We start from the raw sequence: 16167 nt of genomic DNA, 5'->3' as shown, positions 1-16167 counted from the left end.
GCGCCGTACCATCGTCCTTATGGCTACGGAAGACGCGGTGCGCGAGGCACTGGCGACGGTGAACGACCCCGAGATCAACCGACCCATCACCGAGCTGGGGATGGTCAAGTCGGTGGACATCGGCGCGGACGGAGCGGTCGCGGTCACCGTCTATCTGACGGTCTCCGGCTGTCCGATGCGCGAGACGATCACCCAGCGGGTGACGGACGCGGTCTCGGCCGTCGAGGGCGTCACCCGCGTCGACGTCACGCTCGACGTCATGAGCGACGAGCAGCGCAAGGAGCTGGCGACGGCCCTGCGCGGCGGCCAGACCGAGCGCGAGGTCCCCTTCGCCAAGCCGGGCTCGCTGACCCGCGTCTACGCGGTCGCCTCCGGCAAGGGCGGCGTCGGCAAGTCCTCGGTGACGGTGAACCTGGCGGCCGCGCTCGCCGCCGACGGTCTGAAGGTGGGCGTGGTCGACGCCGACATCTACGGCCACTCGGTGCCGCGCATGCTGGGCGCCGACGGCAGTCCCACCCAGGTCGAGAACATGATCATGCCGCCGTCGGCGCACGGCGTGAAGGTCATCTCCATCGGCATGTTCACCCCGGGCAACGCGCCCGTGGTGTGGCGCGGCCCGATGCTGCACCGGGCGCTCCAGCAGTTCCTCGCGGACGTGTACTGGGGCGACCTCGACGTCCTCCTCCTCGACCTTCCGCCGGGCACGGGCGACATCGCGATCTCCGTGGCCCAGCTGGTCCCGAACGCCGAGATCCTGGTCGTCACGACCCCGCAGCAGGCTGCTGCCGAGGTGGCCGAGCGGGCGGGCGCCATCGCCGTCCAGACCCACCAGAAGATCGTCGGCGTGGTCGAGAACATGTCCGGCCTGCCCTGCCCGCACTGCGACGAGATGGTCGACATCTTCGGCACGGGCGGCGGCCAGATGGTCGCCGACGGCCTCACGAAGACGACCGGCGCCACCGTCCCGGTCCTCGGCTCCATCCCGATCGACGTCCGCCTCCGCGAGGGCGGCGACGACGGCAAGCCGGTCGTCCTGTCCGACCCCGACTCCCCGGCCGGCTCGGCCCTGCGCGCCATCGCGGGCAAGCTGGGCGGCCGCCAGCGCGGCCTCGCGGGACTGTCCCTGGGGATCACCCCGAGGAACAAGTTCTAGGTCTTCGGTTACGACGATGGGGGCGCCGTCCGGCTCGGACGGCGCCCCCATCGTCGTACGCACGCCCTACGCGTAGGCGCTGATGTCCTTGATCATGGCGAAGCCGAGCCCGTACGCGCTCATGCCTCTTCCGTACGCCCCGACATGCACGCCCTCCTTCGTCGACCCGGCGAGCACCCAGCCGAACTCGGACTCGCGGTAGTGAAAGGACGTCGGCACCCCGTCCACGGGGAGCGACAGGGTCGACCAGTCCGAACCGTCGAGGTCGTCGGCCAGGGCCCACGCGGTCTCGGTCTGCTGGTCCAGCCAGTCGTCGCGCAGGGAGTGGTCCATCTGGCCGGGCCAGGTGAAGGAGAGCAGGCCCACGCCCGCGAGCCACGCCGCCGAGGAGACCGACGTGGCCTCGAGGAGCCCCGTGCCGTCGGCGCTCCGCCGGGACGGATTCGCCGCGACGGTCACCACCACCGCGAACTTCTCCTTGTCCTCCGACGCCTCGTTCCGTACGGAGGGCTCGTCTCCGTGCCCGATCGAACCGTGCTCGACGGCACCGTCGGCCGCCGTCCCGACCTGCATCAGCCAGCGCGGTCCCGTGAAGGCCTCGTCGAGGCCGTACCACGGGAAGGGCGCCAGCAGGTAGCCGTCGACCGTGCGCCGGGCGGAGGGGACCTGCTGTCCGCCCTCCGATGCCGGTGCCTGCGCGACCGCCTGACTCGTCGTCTCCATGTGCCCGGACGCCTCCTCGTTCCTCGTCGGTCCGGAACGGCCCGCCCCCCTTCGGGCGACTCGTCCGGTCCGCACAACAACTCGGCAGCATAGCCACCCCACTGGGACCAGCAGGGAAAGCGCCCGGCGCGCGGGGCGTCCGGGCGCCCGGTTCAGGTCGCGCGAGGCCTGTCCGGCGTATGAAACGCGTCACGTGCGACGTCGTGCACGACAGAGCCGCACGTCACTGACGTGCGGCTCGGCTACGTGCGTACGAGGCTCAGGGAGCGGTCAGGTGGCGTCCGCGTCGAAGGCCGGGCGGTCGTCCTTGCCGTCGTCCTCGGGCTTCTTGGTCATGTCGATCCGGCCACCCGACGAGGCGGCGGACGACGAACCCGAGGAGGACTCCGACTCGCGACCGTGCACCGCGTCGGTGACCTCGGCCATCTCCTTCTTCAGGTCGAAGCCGTTGCGGATCTCCTTGAGCCCCAGCTCGTCGTTGTCCAACTGCTTGCGGATGAACGTCTTGGGGTTCAGATCCTCGAACTCGAAGTCCTTGAACTCAGGACCGAGCTCGGTGCGGATGTCCTCTTTGGCGCTCTCCGAGAACTCCCGGATCTTGCGGATGGTCCGCGTGACGTCCTGGATGAGCTTCGGGAGCTTGTCCGGCCCGAAGACGAGCACGGCGAGGACTACGAGCGTCACCAGCTCGAGCGGTCCTATGTCATTGAACACCTGAAGCTCCTTGGGATGTCCGGGCCGAGTCCACGGTACCCGGCGATCCGGTACGACCGGTACTGTCCCGGGCCCTCCGAGTGCGCGCGCATGCGCGGTTTTGAGGGTTGTTTGCCATGTGGGGCGGGGTTTGCGGGCGCTCCTGTGAGGTTTGTGTCAATCGGCCTGCTCAGTCGCCGTCCGAGGATCCGAGCACCAGGGAGATGGTCAGCTCCTTGCCGCCGCGCTCCACGGTGAGCTCCAGTTCGTCGCCGGGACGGTGGGCCCGGGTCTTGACGATCAGCTCCTCGCCGGAGTGGACGCGCTGGCCGTCGACCTCGGTGATGACGTCGCCCGACTTGATGCCGGCCTTGTCGCCGGAGCCGCCGGCGATGACCGCGGGTCCGCCGTCGTTGCCCTTGGTGCCGACGCGGGCGCCGTCGCCGGAGTAGTCCATGTCGAGGGTGATGCCGATGACCGGGTGGGTCGCCCTGCCGGTGTTGATCAGCTCCTCGGCGACGCGCTTGGCCTGGTTGACCGGGATGGCGAAACCGAGGCCGATGGAGCCGGACTGCGCGCTCTCGTCGGAGCCGCTGTCGGCGGAGCGGATGGCGGAGTTGATGCCGATGACGCGGGCCTTGGAGTCGAGCAGCGGCCCGCCGGAGTTGCCGGGGTTGATGGGCGCGTCGGTCTGGAGGGCGTCCACGTACGACACGTCGCTGCCGTCGCCGCTCTCGCCGCCGGCCGTGATGGGCCGCTCCTTGGCGCTGATGATCCCGGAGGTGACGGTGCCCTCCAGGTCGTAGGGGGCGCCGATGGCGACGACCGGGTCGCCGACCTGGACGTTGTCGGAGTTGCCGAGGGTCATGGGCCTGAGCCCGCTGACGTCGGTGACCTTCACGACGGCGAGGTCGTAGCCGCTGTCCCGTCCGACGACGGTGGCCTTGGCGGTGTCCCCGCTGTGGAAGGTGACGGATATGTCGCCGTCGGCTCCGGCGGGTTCGACGACGTGGTTGTTGGTGAGGATGTGGCCCCGGTCGTCGAGCACGAACCCGGTGCCGGTGCCCTGCTCGTCCGCGCCGCTCACATGCAGGGTGACGACACTGGGCAGGGCCCGCGCGGCGATCCCCGCCACACTGTCCGGCGCCCGCCCCGCGGGCTCGGCACCGGCCTGCGGCAGCTCCACGTCTGCCATCCCGCCATTGCGCTCCAGATAGGCCCCCACGGCCCCGCCGACGCCCCCCGACACGAGCGCGAGCACCACGGCCCCGACGACGAGCAGCTTCCGGCCCCGCTTACGTCGCCCGTCCTGGCCCGGCAGACCGGCGCCGGTCTGCTGGAGGGGGATGGGGACAGGAGCCCAGGGGTCGTAGTTCTGCCAGGGATTGGTGGGGGGCGGGGCGTCCTCGTAGGAGCCGGCGGAGGGCGCTACGGGGGACGGGGGACCGCCGTGCGGGGCGGAGAAGGGGGTGGCGGCGAGGGTGTCGCGCGCGGGGGTCGAGACGGGGGTCGGCGCCGGGGTGCCGTGGGCGGACATGGGCACGGCGGTGCCGTGGGAAGGCGTCGGCGACGGGTGCTGGACCGGCGGGGCCGGGGCCCAGGGGCCGGGTTCGCCGTACGGCGGGGTGCTGTACGGGTCGGGGTCGTGCAGCGGCTTGGGGCGCTCGGCGACGACATCGGTCGCGGGAGCTTCGTCCGCTGCCGGAGAGGGCGCTGTCTCGGCGGGTGCCGCCTCGGCGGACGCCGGCTCGGGCAGGTCGAGCTCGAAGTCGCCCGACTCCGTCCTGGCAGCGCCTCGGGCCTGCGGCGCCCGCAGCTCGAAGTCACCCCCGGTGCGCGTCCCGTCGGAGTCCTCGACCGCTGCTGAGGCTTCGGCTTCGGCTTCGGCTTCGGCTTCGGCTTCGGCTTCGGCTTCGGACGACACCGCCGTACCGGCCCGCTCGTCATCAACCACGTCCTGAGGCCGCCTCAGTTCGTAGTCCCCTTCGGCGGTGGCCCCCTCGACCGGCCCCTCCGGGCGCGGTCGGCTCCACCACTTCGTCTTGGTGGGCTTCCCCTCGTTCATGCTCTCCCCACAGCCAGGGCCTGGCCGGCACGTCGGCCCCGTTCACCTGTGCCTGTCAGGCACGTTGCCGCGATCACGGCCTGGTCTGCCGGACAGGCACGGGCACGGCTTCCCTGGATTCAACCAGGTTCGGGGGCCGGCGCGCAGAGTACGGGTCAGCGGGTGGTGCCGGAGGGGGAGGAGGTCGCGTCGGGGACGAGTGCGGCGAGCAGGCCCGGCAGGGTGAGGTCCGGGGTCGTGGAACGGGAGGTCAGGGCGAGCGGCGGGGTGGTGTCGAGCGGGCGTATCAAGGGCGACATGGCGGCCGCGCCGGCCACCACGGGTGCGGTCAGCGTCGCCTCGCGGACCTGGGTGCCGGGGACCAGCGGCGCGGACACCTCGGTCGGGGCGACCGGGGCGTCGAACCGGGACTGGTCCTGGGCGAACAGCGGGCCCACCGGACGGCGCCGCTGGGTGTCCGGCGTCACCACGCCCGCGCCGCCCTGGGTACGGGCCGGGGTCACATTGCTGCCGCCCGAGCCACCGCGGGCGTCGGTGTCGACCGGCGCTCCGGTGGTGACGCCGCCCAGTGCGATCGCGGCCAGGGACACCGCCCCGCCGACGACGAACGCGAACCGCATGCCGCGTGACGCCGAGCGCTCGGTCTCGGGCCGGCCGACGTCATGGATGCGGAAACCGCCGCGGTTCGAGGGGGTGAGCGCGGAGGTGTGCGGGGCCGCGGGGACGTAGTCGAACTCGAAGCGCTCGGGGCGCTTCACGCCGAAGACTCCGGCGGTGCCGGGTCGTCCGGAGAAGCCGTCGGGGAATCCTCCCCCGAACGGCGAGCCGCCGTCCGTGTCACCTCCGCCGGGCAGCCCCTGGAGGCGGGCCAGGAAGCTCTCGGAGGGAGGCGGCGGTGCGGCCTCCGCGAAGACGTTCTTCAGTCGGCGCTGGGCGTCGGCCTCGGCCTTGCACCTGGCGCAGGTGGCCAGGTGGGCGAGGACCCGCTCGCGCGTCTCATGACCGAGCTCGCCGTCGACCAGCGCGGCGAGTCGGTCTCCCAGGTGCTGTTCCGCGAATTTCCCCTCGGCGGGCTGGGGCCGTGATCCACTCACGCGGTCGCGCCCCCTCCCCCCAGAGCGGGAACGCGAGGCACGAAGGAGCGGCGCTCCTTGCGGGCCTCCGGCGAACGGTGCGCGAGGGCCTTGCGCAGCTGGGAACGGCCCCGGTGGATCCGGGACCGGACCGTGCCGAGCTTGACGCCCAGGGTCGCGGCGATCTCCTCGTACGACAGTCCCTCGATGTCGCACAGGACGACCGCGGCCCGGAACTCGGGCGCGAGGGTGTCGAGGGCCTGCTGGACGTCCGCGTCGAAGTGCGCGTCGTTGAAGGCCTGCTGGGGGTTCGGCTCGCGGCTGGGCAGGCGCTCGGCCGCGTCCTCGCCGAGGGCGTCGAAGCGGATGCGCTGCTTGCGCCGGACCATGTCCAGGAACAGGTTGGTGGTAATGCGGTGGAGCCAGCCCTCGAAGGTGCCGGGCGTGTAGGTCGACAGCGAGCGGAAGACGCGGACGAAGACCTCCTGAGTGAGGTCCTCGGCGTCGTGCTGGTTGCCCGTCAGGCGGTAGGCGAGCCGGTAGACCCGGCCGCTGTGCGTGCTGACGATCTCCTCCCACGTCGGAGGAGTCCAGGCCTGCCCGTCCGCGTCGGTGGAGAAGGTCGCGGTGGCGTAGTCGCCGTGGCTGTGGTCAGCAGCGGTGTCGTTCACGGATTTCGGCCTACCCGCCGATCCGAGGAAGCGCCGTAGCACTCCTCCCCGATCCACAGGCGCGGCCGCACCTCCCCTGTCGGCTCTGGTGGTGTCCAGTGGAGCCCCTACCATAGCCACCTCGCCCGTTAGCTCCGGATAAGCGGTTTTACGAGAAATTGATCTGGGCTGATACGGCTCATGCGGCTGCGTCACCGCCCGCTCGAGCTCCTGCCCGTCATCGTGATCCAACTGTGTCCCCCCGGGTGCGTCTCCACCCCTCTAAACGCCCGGTCCCATCTGCGGGTTCCCGGCCCCAACGGATACAGTCACGCCCAGGCAACCACGGGGACAGGAGAGGGTCATTACCGCCAACCGGCAGACGAGCTGGGCGTTCGCCGACGCCTATGTCGCCGAGGACGAAGCGCTGCGCTGGGCCCGTGACCGGGCCCGCGAGGCAGGGCTGCGCTCGGTGTCGCCCGGCGCGGGTGCGGCACTGCGGTTGCTGGCGGCCTCCGTCGACGCGAAGGCGGTCGCCGAGATCGGCACCGGCACCGGCGTCTCCGGCATCCATCTGCTGCACGGCATGCGGTCGGACGGCGTGCTGACCACGGTCGACCCCGAGCCGGAGCACCAGCAGTTCGCCCGGCAGGCCTTCCGCGCCTCGGGCTTCGCCAGCAACCGGGCCCGTTTCATCCCGGGCCGCGCCCTCGACGTGCTGCCCCGGCTCGCCGACTCCGGCTATGACCTCGTCTTCTGCGACGGTGACCGGCAGGAGGTCATGGACTACCTCGCTGAATCGTTGCGCCTGCTGCGGCCCGGCGGCCTGGTGGTCTTCGAGGGCGTCTTCGCGCACGGCCGGACGGTGGACTCCGGTCCACAGCCGACCGAGGTGCTGCGGCTGCGCGAGCTGCTGCGCGCGGTGCGGGAGAGCCAGGAGCTGGTGGTGTCGCTGCTGCCGGTGGGCGACGGGCTGCTGTGCGCGGTCAAGCGCTGACCTGAAAAACCCGAAGAACCCCGCTCGGACCTGGGCAAACAGCCGCCCCGGCACCCATGAGGGTGCCGGGGCGGCTGAAAGGGTATGGTCGCTTCCGCGTCAGCCGACGACCTTCTTGAGGGCGTCACCGAGCGCGTCGGCCTCGTCAGGGGTCAGCTCGACGACGAGCCGACCGCCGCCTTCGAGCGGAACGCGCATGACAATGCCCCGCCCCTCCTTGGTCACCTCGAGCGGGCCATCGCCCGTCCGCGGCTTCATGGCCGCCATGCTCGTTCCCCTTCCTGAAACCAGCTCATCGTCAAAGCCGACGGCCCTGGGAGGGCACGCGTGTCGTGCGTGGGCACGCGACACCGGCATCGAACACATTGCTTCCAGGCCATTATCCCGCATCTCAGGACCCGATGACCAACATCAGTCGGCATCGCTTGGGCAACGCGCGCGAGCAAAACCACCCAATTCGGCGATGTGACTGCGATACTGCGCGGCCGCACACGTATCCGGCGACCGATTTCGGCCGCACATTCTTTGACGCAGGTCACACGTCCGTTCCGGTCCATGGACGGTGATCTCCGCCATGCTGTCCTTGCCGGACCGGCAGCGGACGCATGAGGGGATGGACCATGGCAGACACCGTGCTCTACGAGGTGAGCGACGGGCTCGCGACGATCACGCTCAACCGCCCCGAGGCGATGAACGCGCTGAACATCGCGACGAAGGTCGCTCTGCGGGAGGCGGTGGAATCCGCGGCGGCCGACGGGGCCGTACGGGCGGTGCTGCTGACGTCCGCCGGGGACCGGGCGTTCTGTGTGGGGCAGGACCTCAAGGAGCACATCGGGCTGCTGGCCGAGGGTTCGACGAAGGTCATGAGCACGGTCGCGGAGCACTACAACCCGATCCTGCGGGCCCTGACGGAGATGCCGAAGCCGGTGGTGGCCGGGGTGAACGGGGTCGCGGCCGGCGCCGGATTCGGCCTGGCGCTGGCGGCGGACTACCGGGTGGTCGCGGACACCGCGGGGTTCAACACGTCGTTCGCGGGGGTCGCGCTGACGGCCGACTCCGGGGTCTCCTGGACCCTGCCCCGGGTGGTGGGCCCCGGGCGCGCCGCCGACCTGCTGCTCTTCCCGCGCACGATCAAGGCGCAGGAGGCGTACGAGCTGGGGATCGTGAACCGGCTGGTGCCGTCCGCCGAGCTGGCGGGCGAGGCCGAGAAGGTCGCGCGGGCGCTGGCCGAGGGGCCGACGGTGGCGTACGCGGCGATCAAGGAGTCCGTGGCGTACGGGTCCTCCCACTCGCTGGCGGAGACGCTGGAGAAGGAGGACGAGCTCCAGACGCGGGCGGGGTCCTCGGAGGACCACGCGATCGCGGTGCGGGCGTTTGTGAACAAGGAAGCGCCTGAGTATTTGGGGCGCTGAGGGTCAGCCCCGCCTGGCCACACACGTGGCCAGGTGATCGTTGACCAAGCCGCACGCCTGCATCAGCGCGTACGCCGTGGTGGGTCCGACGAACCGCAAGCCCTTCTTCTTCAGGGCCTTCGACAGCGCCGTCGATTCCGGGGTGATCGCCGGGACGTCCCCCAGGGTCTTCGGCGCCGGGCCCGGGGTCTTCGGGGCGTGGGACCAGATGAACTCGTCGAGCTCACCCGGCGCCCAGTCGGCCAGCACGCGCGCGTTGGCCATGGTCGCGTCGATCTTGGCGCGGTTGCGGATGATGCCCTCGTCCAGCAGAAGGCGGTCCCGGTCGGCGTCCGTGAAGGTGGCGACCTTGGCGATCTCGAAGCCGGCGAAGGCGGCACGGAAGCCCTCGCGGCGGCGCAGGATCGTGATCCAGGAGAGGCCGGACTGGAAGGCCTCCAGGCTCAGGCGTTCGTACAGGGCGTCGTCGCCGTGGACCGGGCGGCCCCACTCCTCGTCGTGGTACGCGACGTAGTCCTCGGTGGACAGGGCCCAGGGGCAGCGCAGGGCGCCGTCCGGACCGGCGAGGGCGGCGCCGTCGGTCACTGCTGCTCCCCCGGGCCCTGCGCGGGCTTGTCCATGGAGACGTGCGCGACGGACGCGCCGTGCGCGGCGGCCTGGGCGCCGGCCAGCGCGGACTCCAGGTCGGTGATCCGGGCGTCGCGCTCGGCGAGTTCGGCGCCGAGCCGGCTGAGGGCGTCGTCCACGTCGGACATCCGGTAGCCGCGGGCGGCGAGCGGGAAGCGGAGGGCCTCGACGTCGGCGCGGTTGACCGGACGCTCCAGCGGCAGGGGGTCCTGGAGCCGCTCCGGGGCGACCTCCGGCAGCGGGCCCGTCTCGCCGCCGCCCACCACGGCGAGCGTCACCGCGGCGACCACGACGGCGAGCGCGACGACCAGGAACAAGAACATAACCATCGCTGAGAGTCCCCACGCTCGGTGAATGTGTTCGGAGTCGAATGTGTCAGAGTCCGATCGTGCCATGCGAGTCTGACAGTTAGGGTCGCAGGCGGCCGCGGAACCGGCCGTACCCAGGTCGCACTAGGAGAGGTCACAGCACATGCTCAGGCTGGGCAGCCGGGAATTCGAGCCGCACGAGCCGGTGATCATGGCGATCGTGAACCGGACCCCGGACTCCTTCTACGACCAGGGCGCGACCTTCCGCGACGAGCCGGCCCTCGCGCGCGTGGAGCAGGCGGTGGCCGAGGGCGCCGCGATCATCGACATCGGCGGGGTCAAGGCCGGTCCGGGCGAGGACGTGTCCCCCGAGGAGGAGGCGCGGCGCACGGTCGGGTTCGTGGCGGAGGTGCGGCGGCGGTTCCCGGACGTGATCATCAGCGTGGACACCTGGCGGGCGTCGGTCGGCGAGGCCGTGTGCGAGGCGGGGGCGGATCTGCTGAACGACGCGTGGGGCGGGGTCGATCCCGGGCTCGCGGAGGTCGCCGCGCGGTACGGGGTGGGGCTGGTGTGCACGCACGCGGGGGAGACCGAGCCTCGTACCCGGCCGCATCGGATCGCCTACGACGACGTCATGGCCGACATTCTGCGGGTGACCGTGGGGCTGGCCGAGCGGGCGGTCGCGCTGGGGGTGCCTCGGGAGTCGGTGCTGATCGATCCGGGGCACGACTTCGGGAAGAACACGCGGCACAGTCTTGAGGCGACGCGGCGGCTCGGGGAGATGGTCGAGACCGGGTGGCCGGTGCTGGTGTCGCTGTCCAACAAGGACTTCGTCGGGGAGACGTTGGACAAGCCGGTGAAGGAGCGGGTGGTGGGGACGCTGGCCACCACCGCGGTGTCGGCTTGGCTGGGGGCGCAGGTGTACCGGGTGCACGAGGTGGCGGAGACGCGGCAGGTGCTGGACATGGTGGCGTCCATCGCGGGCCACCGGCCTCCGGCGGTCGCGCGGCGGGGGCTGGCGTAAAAGCCTTTCCTCGCCCCCGCCGCCGGACGGGCTGAGAGCCAGCCCCCTCGCTCTATCGGCCGGCTTCCTTCGACACCAGCGCCACCGCCTCGTCCACGTCGTCCGTGACGTGGAACAGGAGCAGGTCCTTCTCCGAGGCCTTGCCCTGGGCGACCAGGGTGTTGGTGATCCAGTCGACGAGGCCGCCCCAGTACTCGCTGCCGAAGAGGACGATCGGGAAGCGGGTGACCTTCTGGGTCTGGACCAGGGTCAGCGCCTCGAAGAGCTCGTCCAGGGTGCCGAGGCCGCCGGGCAGGACCACGAACCCTTGCGCGTACTTCACGAACATCATCTTGCGGACGAAGAAGTAGCGGAAGTTGAGGCCGATGTCGACGTACGGGTTGAGGCCCTGCTCGAAGGGGAGCTCGATGCCGAGGCCGACGGACGTGCCGTTCGCCTCGCACGCGCCCTTGTTCGCCGCCTCCATGGCGCCCGGGCCGCCGCCCGTGATCACCGCGAAGCCGGCCTCCACCAGGCCGCGTCCCAGCCGGACCCCCGCCTCGTACTCGGGAGAGTCCGCCGGGGTCCGGGCCGAGCCGAACACGCTGATCGCGGGCGGGAGTTCGGCGAGCGTGCCGAAGCCCTCGATGAACTCCGACTGGATGCGCAGGACCCGCCAGGGGTCGGTGTGGACCCAGTCGGACGGGCCGCCCGCGTCCAGCAGGCGCTGGTCGGTCGTGCTCGCCGTCACCTGGCCCCGCCTTCGGAGGACCGGTCCCAGGCGCTGTTCCGAAGGTGGCTGCTTCTTACCCTCGGGGTTGCCGGTAGCCATGTGCGCTCCCTCCACTTGCGGGTGTTTCCACCTCAGCGTAGATCTACGCGGGTTACGGAGGGGGGACATGCGTATGTCCGCCTCGAGGCGCCCCCGAGCGGCCCTCTGGATCAGGCCGTCAGCCAGGACCGCAGGCGCTCCTCCGCCTCGGGGATCAGCGACACCTTCACGCGCTCGTCCACCTTGTGGGCCAGCAGCGGGTTTCCCGGGCTGTAGTTGACCGCGGGGACGCCGAGGGCGCTGAAGCGGGCCACGTCGGTCCAGCCGAACTTGGGGAACACCTCGCCGCCGACGGCCTCCACGAAGGCCGCCGCGGAGGGGTGGTTCAGGCCCGGGCGCGCACCGCCGGTGTGGTCGTCCACCACGAACTCGTCCACCCCGCAGTCCGCGAAGTACTCGCGGACGAAGGCCTCCGCCTCCTCCTCGCTCCGGTCGGGCGCGTAGCGGAAGTTGACCACCACCGTGCAGGCGTCGGGGATGACGTTGGTGGCGACCCCGCCCTCGATGCGGACCGCGTTCAGGCCCTCGTGGTACTCCAGGCCGTCCACCACCGGCTTGCGCGGCTCGTAGGCGGCCAGCTTCGCCAGCACCGGGGCGGCGGCGTGGATCGCGTTCGAGCCCATCCACGCGCGCGCGGAGTGCGCCCGCTCCCCCGTGAACTTCAGCAGCATCCGCAGCGTGCCCTGGCAGCCGCCCTCCACCTGGCCGTTCGTCGGCTCCAGGAGGACCGCGAAGTCGCCGGCCAGCCAGTCCGGGTGGGCCTCGGCGACATGGCCGAGACCGTTGAACTCGGCGGCGATCTCCTCGTTGTCGTAGAAGACGAACGTGAGGTCGTGCTTGGGGGTCGGGACGGTCGCCGCGATGCGCAGCTGGACCGCCACTCCGGACTTCATGTCACAGGTGCCGCAGCCCCACAGATAGCCGTCCTCGTCCAGGCGCGAGGGCACGTTGTCGGCGATCGGGACCGTGTCGATGTGGCCGGCGAGGATCACCCGCTCCGCGCGGCCCAGGTTCGTACGGGCCACGACGTTGTTGCCGTACCGGTCGACCGTCAGGTGCGGCAGGGCGCGCAGCGCGGTCTCGATCGCGTCCGCGAGCGGCTTCTCGGTGCCGCTGACGGAGGGGAAGTCGACGAGCTGCGCGGTGAGCTGCGCGGCGTCCAGCGTGAGGTCAAGCGGGGTATCGGCCATGCCGTCGACCCTAACGCGCCGGGCCGTACCCCCTCTGTCCACACCCGGCTCGGACACCACAGGGGCCTCCGCTACCTTGTACGGATGCCAGAGCCGTCCCGCCCTCAACAGCGTCGTCGAGGCCGCTTCTTCCGTGGTTTCGCGGCCTTCGTGGTCCTGTGTGCCGTCGCCGGATATCTGGTGGTGCAGTACATCACCGCGGGCACCGGAGCGCCGGGCTGCGAGGTCGCCTCGGGCAAGGGCGACGGGGTCGCCTACGAGTTCACGCCCGAGCAGGCGGTCAACGCGGCGACGATCACGGCCGTGGGCACCGGACGCGGGCTGCCCGAGCGGGCGGTGACCATCGCGCTGGCGACCGCGCTCCAGGAGTCGGGCCTGCGCAACATCACCCATGGCGACCGGGACTCGCTCGGCCTCTTCCAGCAGCGGCCCTCGCAGGGCTGGGGCACGGAGAAGCAGATCATGGACCCGACGTACGCGGCGGGCGAGTTCTACGAGCACCTGGTCAAGGTCTCCGACTATGCCGAGCTGCCGCTCACCGTGGCCGCGCAGCGGGTGCAGCGCAGCGGCTATCCGGAGGCGTACGCCAAGCACGAGCCGGACGCCACGGTGCTGGCCGCCGCCCTCACCGGCTCCTCCGCGGCCACGCTGACCTGCGAGGGCCGCCCGGAAGCAACCCTCGCGGCGGGTCCGCAGGGGGTGCGCGAGGCGCTCGTACGGGACTTCGGCGGGGACGCGCTCGACACCACCGCCGACGAGGTCGGGGCCGCCGAGGCGAGCCCGGCTCCGAAGCCCACGGTGTCCGGGCGGACCGTGACCGTGCCGGTGAAGGGCGAGGTCAAGGGCCGCAGTGTCCGCGAGCGCGGCTGGCAGCTCGCGCACTGGGCGGTGGCCAACGCCTCCGCGCTGCACATCCAGCGCGTGACCTACGCGGGGCGGGAGTGGACCGCCGGGAACACCCAGAGCGAGTGGCGGCCGACGTCGTCCGAGGGGACCGGCGGGGCGGAGCGGGGCACGGGATCGGTGCGGATCCTGACTGCTCAGTAGTACGGACGATCACCCGCAAGGGTTACGCGCGGCCGCCGCGACCGGTGGTGTGCGCAGGTTTTCGCGCGGTCACCCGCGTCTTCGTGAAATCCCTTGCGATCAAAGGGCTGCGGGGATTCGGCACACTTTCCGACCGGGCCCCCTTTGCCCGTTTTTATCCGCAGCCGATAATGCGACGCATTGCCAACTCTTTACGTTGGCCCGCCGCAACCTTCGCGGGCTTCGAGCGGTAGTCACTGCGTCCGAGCCCGGTGATCAACTGCCGGGAACGGACGGAAACTTCCATGTTCTCTCCCGTCAAAGGAGCATCATGTCCCTCCCCCTGACCCGCAGGATCGCCCGTGCCGCGCTGCTCGTCGCTGCGGGAGCGGCAGCCGGGGTCGGTGCGGCCGGCTCCGCCAGTGCGGCCCCGGCCGAGCTGCCCACCTCGAACCTCGGCGGGCTGACCGCCCTGGACGGGGCGAGCGTCGGCAACACCGTCGACGGTGCGGCTCAGAACGCCACCGGGCTCGCGGGCAACACCGGTGGCAACGCGGTCAAGAAGGCCGTGCCGACCGCCGGCAAGACCAGCGGCAAGGTCGCGAAGAAGGCGGCCCCGGCCGCGCAGCAGACCGCGGGCGACGCGGCGGGCTCCGCCGGGGACATCCTGGGCGACACCACGTCCACCGCGACCAAGGGCGGTCTGCCGACGGACTCCCTGACCAAGGGCGGCCTGCCCACGGAGTCCCTTCCGGTGAAGAGCCTCCCGCTCGGCTGACGTCCGGCTGACACGCTGACACGGCGATGGGGCCCGGGGTTCTCACCCCGGGCCCCATCGCCGTACGCGGACCGGTTACGCGGACCGGTTACGCGAGCCGCTCCACGGCCGCCCGTACCCGCTCGTCGGTCGCCGTGAAGGCCACGCGTACGTGGTTCGCGCCCGCCTCGCCGTAGAAGTCGCCCGGCGCCACCAGGATGCCCAGGTCGGCCAGGTGGGCGACCGTCGTCCAGCAGGACTCGCCCTTGGTGGCCCAGAGGTAGAGGCTGGCCTCGCTGTGCTCGATGCGGAAGCCGTGGGCCTCCAGCGCCTCGCGCAGGGCCGTACGACGGGCTGCGTAGCGCTCACGCTGGACGCGGACGTGCTCGTCGTCGCCGAGGGCCGCGACCACCGCCGCCTGTGTCGGAGCCGCCGTCATCATGCCGCCGTGCTTGCGGATCTCCAGGAGCGGACCCAGCACCGCGGGGTCGCCGGCCAGGAACGCGGCCCGGTAGCCCGCCAGGTTCGAGCGCTTCGACAGGGAGTGCACCGCGACGATGCCGTCGTAGGAGCCGCCGTTGACGTCCGGGTGCAGCACCGAGACCGGGTCGGCCTCCCAGCCGAGCTCCAGATAGCACTCGTCGGAGAAGATCAGCACGCCGTGCTCGCGGGCCCAGGCCACGATCCGGGTGAGTTCCTCCTTGCCCAGCACCTTGCCCGTGGGGTTCGACGGGGAATTGAGCCACAGGAGCTTCAGGCCCTCGGGGTCCAGCTCCGTCGGATCGTCGTAGACCTCGTGCTCGGCGCGGGCCAGGCGGGCGCCGACCTCGTACGTCGGGTAGGCCAGGCGCGGGTAGGCGACCCGGTCGCCGGGGCCGAGGCCCAGCTGGGTGGGGAGCCAGGCGACCAGTTCCTTGGAGCCGACGATCGGCAGCACATGCCGGTGGGTGACCTCGCGGGCGCCCAGGCGGCGCTCCACCCAGCCCGTGATCGCGTCGCGCAACGCCGGGGTGCCCCACACCGTCGGATAGCCCGGGGAGTCCGCCGCGTCGACGAGCGCCTTCTGGATCAGGTCGGGAACCGGGTCGACGGGGGTGCCGACCGACAGGTCGACGATGCCGCCGGGGTGCGCGGCGGCCGTCTTCTTGTACGGCTCCAGCTTGTCCCAGGGAAAGGTGGGGAGACGGTCGGAGACTGCGGACACGGTGTCTGGCTCACTTTCTCGTACGGCAAACGCCTCGGCCCCGTACGGCGATCAGGGGTGATCGAGCCGTACGGGACCGAGGCGGCGCAGGTGCGGGCCGCTCTTACTGGTTCTGCGGCGGCAGCGCGGCGACGAACGGGTGGTCGCGCTCGATCAGGCCCAGCTTGCTGGCACCGCCGGGAGAGCCGAGCTCGTCGAAGAACTCGACGTTCGCCTTGTAGTAGTCCTTCCACTCCTCCGGAGTGTCGTCCTCGTAGAAGATCGCCTCGACCGGGCAGACCGGCTCACAGGCACCACAGTCGACGCATTCGTCCGGGTGGATGTACAAGGACCGGGAGCCCTCGTAGATGCAGTCGACCGGGCACTCTTCGATGCACGCCTTGTCCTTCACGTCGACACAAGGCTGCGCGATGACGTAGGTCACGCTGTCGTTCCTCCTCGATAGGGCGCTGGC

Annotated in this window: 18 protein-coding genes; 6 read left to right on the top strand and 12 right to left on the bottom strand. The window is 71.3% G+C overall.

The features are described from left to right. Positions 1-19: 19 nt before the first annotated feature. Positions 20-1153, top strand: a complete 1134-nt coding sequence (locus ABKA17_RS02765) for an Mrp/NBP35 family ATP-binding protein (RefSeq protein ID WP_353690179.1) — start codon at positions 20-22, stop codon at positions 1151-1153. A gap of 66 nt (positions 1154-1219) precedes the next feature. Here ABKA17_RS02765 and ABKA17_RS02760 read toward each other — a convergent pair whose 3' ends face one another. The 5 genes from ABKA17_RS02760 to sigE form a co-directional block, all read right to left on the bottom strand. Beyond that, positions 1220-1876, bottom strand: coding sequence for a hypothetical protein (locus tag ABKA17_RS02760; RefSeq protein WP_353690178.1), 657 nt, complete (start codon positions 1874-1876; stop codon positions 1220-1222). 270 nt (positions 1877-2146) lie between these two features. Further along, positions 2147-2590 (bottom strand): sec-independent translocase, encoded by a 444-nt coding sequence (locus tag ABKA17_RS02755; RefSeq protein WP_353690177.1) that lies wholly within the window; start codon positions 2588-2590, stop codon positions 2147-2149. Between the two features lie 169 nt (positions 2591-2759). After that, entirely contained in the window at positions 2760-4634 is a 1875-nt protein-coding gene (locus ABKA17_RS02750) for a S1C family serine protease (RefSeq protein ID WP_353690176.1), read from the bottom strand. Positions 4635-4789: 155 nt separating this feature from the next. Then, on the bottom strand, positions 4790-5728 hold the full coding sequence (locus ABKA17_RS02745; protein ID WP_353690175.1) for an anti-sigma factor family protein: 939 nt from the start codon (positions 5726-5728) through the stop codon (positions 4790-4792). Further along, positions 5725-6420, bottom strand: coding sequence for an RNA polymerase sigma factor SigE (sigE, locus tag ABKA17_RS02740; protein WP_353690757.1), 696 nt, complete (start codon positions 6418-6420; stop codon positions 5725-5727). The genes ABKA17_RS02745 and sigE overlap by 4 nt, the downstream gene beginning before the upstream one ends. A gap of 235 nt (positions 6421-6655) precedes the next feature. Here sigE and ABKA17_RS02735 point away from each other — a divergent pair, with 235 nt between their 5' ends. Further along, entirely contained in the window at positions 6656-7354 is a 699-nt protein-coding gene (locus ABKA17_RS02735) for an O-methyltransferase (protein ID WP_353690756.1), read from the top strand. 99 nt (positions 7355-7453) lie between these two features. On the opposite strand, the gene ABKA17_RS02730 is transcribed toward ABKA17_RS02735, so the two are convergent. Then, the gene (locus tag ABKA17_RS02730) at positions 7454-7621 is read right to left on the bottom strand and encodes a DUF3117 domain-containing protein (RefSeq protein WP_003966491.1); all 168 of its coding nucleotides are present in this window, start codon (positions 7619-7621) and stop codon (positions 7454-7456) included. Positions 7622-7974: 353 nt separating this feature from the next. Between ABKA17_RS02730 and chcB the strand changes: the two genes are divergently transcribed. Next, on the top strand, positions 7975-8766 hold the full coding sequence (gene chcB, locus ABKA17_RS02725; RefSeq protein ID WP_353690174.1) for a 2-cyclohexenylcarbonyl CoA isomerase: 792 nt from the start codon (positions 7975-7977) through the stop codon (positions 8764-8766). Positions 8767-8769: 3 nt separating this feature from the next. On the opposite strand, the gene ABKA17_RS02720 is transcribed toward chcB, so the two are convergent. Both ABKA17_RS02720 and ABKA17_RS02715 read right to left on the bottom strand, forming a co-directional pair. After that, positions 8770-9351 (bottom strand): DNA-3-methyladenine glycosylase I, encoded by a 582-nt coding sequence (locus ABKA17_RS02720; protein ID WP_353690173.1) that lies wholly within the window; start codon positions 9349-9351, stop codon positions 8770-8772. Then, positions 9348-9716, bottom strand: coding sequence for a DivIVA domain-containing protein (locus tag ABKA17_RS02715; RefSeq protein ID WP_353690755.1), 369 nt, complete (start codon positions 9714-9716; stop codon positions 9348-9350). Before ABKA17_RS02715 ends, ABKA17_RS02720 begins: the two co-directional genes overlap by 4 nt. 148 nt (positions 9717-9864) lie before the next feature. Between ABKA17_RS02715 and folP the strand changes: the two genes are divergently transcribed. Continuing rightward, positions 9865-10725 carry a dihydropteroate synthase gene (gene folP / locus ABKA17_RS02710; protein WP_353690172.1) on the top strand — a complete coding sequence of 287 codons (861 nt, stop codon included), beginning with the start codon at positions 9865-9867 and terminating at the stop codon, positions 10723-10725. A gap of 52 nt (positions 10726-10777) precedes the next feature. Here folP and ABKA17_RS02705 read toward each other — a convergent pair whose 3' ends face one another. Both ABKA17_RS02705 and dapE read right to left on the bottom strand, forming a co-directional pair. Then, a complete protein-coding gene (locus ABKA17_RS02705; RefSeq protein ID WP_353690171.1) occupies positions 10778-11536 on the bottom strand; it encodes an LOG family protein in 759 nt (252 codons plus the stop codon). Between the two features lie 110 nt (positions 11537-11646). Next, the gene (gene dapE, locus ABKA17_RS02700) at positions 11647-12726 is read right to left on the bottom strand and encodes a succinyl-diaminopimelate desuccinylase (protein ID WP_353690170.1); all 1080 of its coding nucleotides are present in this window, start codon (positions 12724-12726) and stop codon (positions 11647-11649) included. Between the two features lie 84 nt (positions 12727-12810). Here dapE and ABKA17_RS02695 point away from each other — a divergent pair, with 84 nt between their 5' ends. After that, entirely contained in the window at positions 12811-13773 is a 963-nt protein-coding gene (locus ABKA17_RS02695) for a VldE C-terminal domain-containing protein (protein WP_353690169.1), read from the top strand. A 310-nt stretch (positions 13774-14083) separates the two neighbouring features. After that, complete coding sequence (locus ABKA17_RS02690; protein ID WP_046260596.1) at positions 14084-14530, top strand: hypothetical protein; 447 nt, start codon at positions 14084-14086, stop codon at positions 14528-14530. Positions 14531-14618: 88 nt separating this feature from the next. On the opposite strand, the gene ABKA17_RS02685 is transcribed toward ABKA17_RS02690, so the two are convergent. Together ABKA17_RS02685 and fdxA are read right to left on the bottom strand one after the other, a co-directional pair. Beyond that, on the bottom strand, positions 14619-15713 hold the full coding sequence (locus tag ABKA17_RS02685) for a bifunctional succinyldiaminopimelate transaminase/glutamate-prephenate aminotransferase (RefSeq protein WP_353690168.1): 1095 nt from the start codon (positions 15711-15713) through the stop codon (positions 14619-14621). 103 nt (positions 15714-15816) lie between these two features. Continuing rightward, positions 15817-16137 (bottom strand): ferredoxin, encoded by a 321-nt coding sequence (gene fdxA / locus ABKA17_RS02680; RefSeq protein ID WP_019058397.1) that lies wholly within the window; start codon positions 16135-16137, stop codon positions 15817-15819. Positions 16138-16167: the final 30 nt, after the last annotated feature.

The sequence above is a fragment of the Streptomyces sp. RG80 genome (assembly GCF_040446465.1).
Taxonomy (GTDB): Bacteria; Actinomycetota; Actinomycetes; order Streptomycetales; family Streptomycetaceae; genus Streptomyces.
The sequence above is the reverse complement of the archived record's forward strand: the minus strand, read 5'-3'. Positions and strand labels throughout refer to the sequence as shown.

What these genes read in the sequence shown, in the direction of transcription:
- ABKA17_RS02695 (WP_353690169.1), top strand. Translation starts at nt 12,811, where the DNA reads ATGCCAGAGCCGTCCCGCCCTCAACAGCGTCGTCGAGGCCGCTTCTTC.
- ABKA17_RS02690 (WP_046260596.1), top strand. Translation starts at nt 14,084, where the DNA reads ATGTCCCTCCCCCTGACCCGCAGGATCGCCCGTGCCGCGCTGCTCGTC.
- ABKA17_RS02750 (WP_353690176.1), bottom strand. Translation starts at nt 4,634, where the DNA reads ATGAACGAGGGGAAGCCCACCAAGACGAAGTGGTGGAGCCGACCGCGC.
- chcB (WP_353690174.1), top strand. Translation starts at nt 7,975, where the DNA reads ATGGCAGACACCGTGCTCTACGAGGTGAGCGACGGGCTCGCGACGATC.
- ABKA17_RS02730 (WP_003966491.1), bottom strand. Translation starts at nt 7,621, where the DNA reads ATGGCGGCCATGAAGCCGCGGACGGGCGATGGCCCGCTCGAGGTGACC.
- ABKA17_RS02765 (WP_353690179.1), top strand. Translation starts at nt 20, where the DNA reads ATGGCTACGGAAGACGCGGTGCGCGAGGCACTGGCGACGGTGAACGAC.
- folP (WP_353690172.1), top strand. Translation starts at nt 9,865, where the DNA reads ATGCTCAGGCTGGGCAGCCGGGAATTCGAGCCGCACGAGCCGGTGATC.
- ABKA17_RS02705 (WP_353690171.1), bottom strand. Translation starts at nt 11,536, where the DNA reads ATGGCTACCGGCAACCCCGAGGGTAAGAAGCAGCCACCTTCGGAACAG.
- ABKA17_RS02715 (WP_353690755.1), bottom strand. Translation starts at nt 9,716, where the DNA reads ATGTTCTTGTTCCTGGTCGTCGCGCTCGCCGTCGTGGTCGCCGCGGTG.
- ABKA17_RS02760 (WP_353690178.1), bottom strand. Translation starts at nt 1,876, where the DNA reads ATGGAGACGACGAGTCAGGCGGTCGCGCAGGCACCGGCATCGGAGGGC.
- dapE (WP_353690170.1), bottom strand. Translation starts at nt 12,726, where the DNA reads ATGGCCGATACCCCGCTTGACCTCACGCTGGACGCCGCGCAGCTCACC.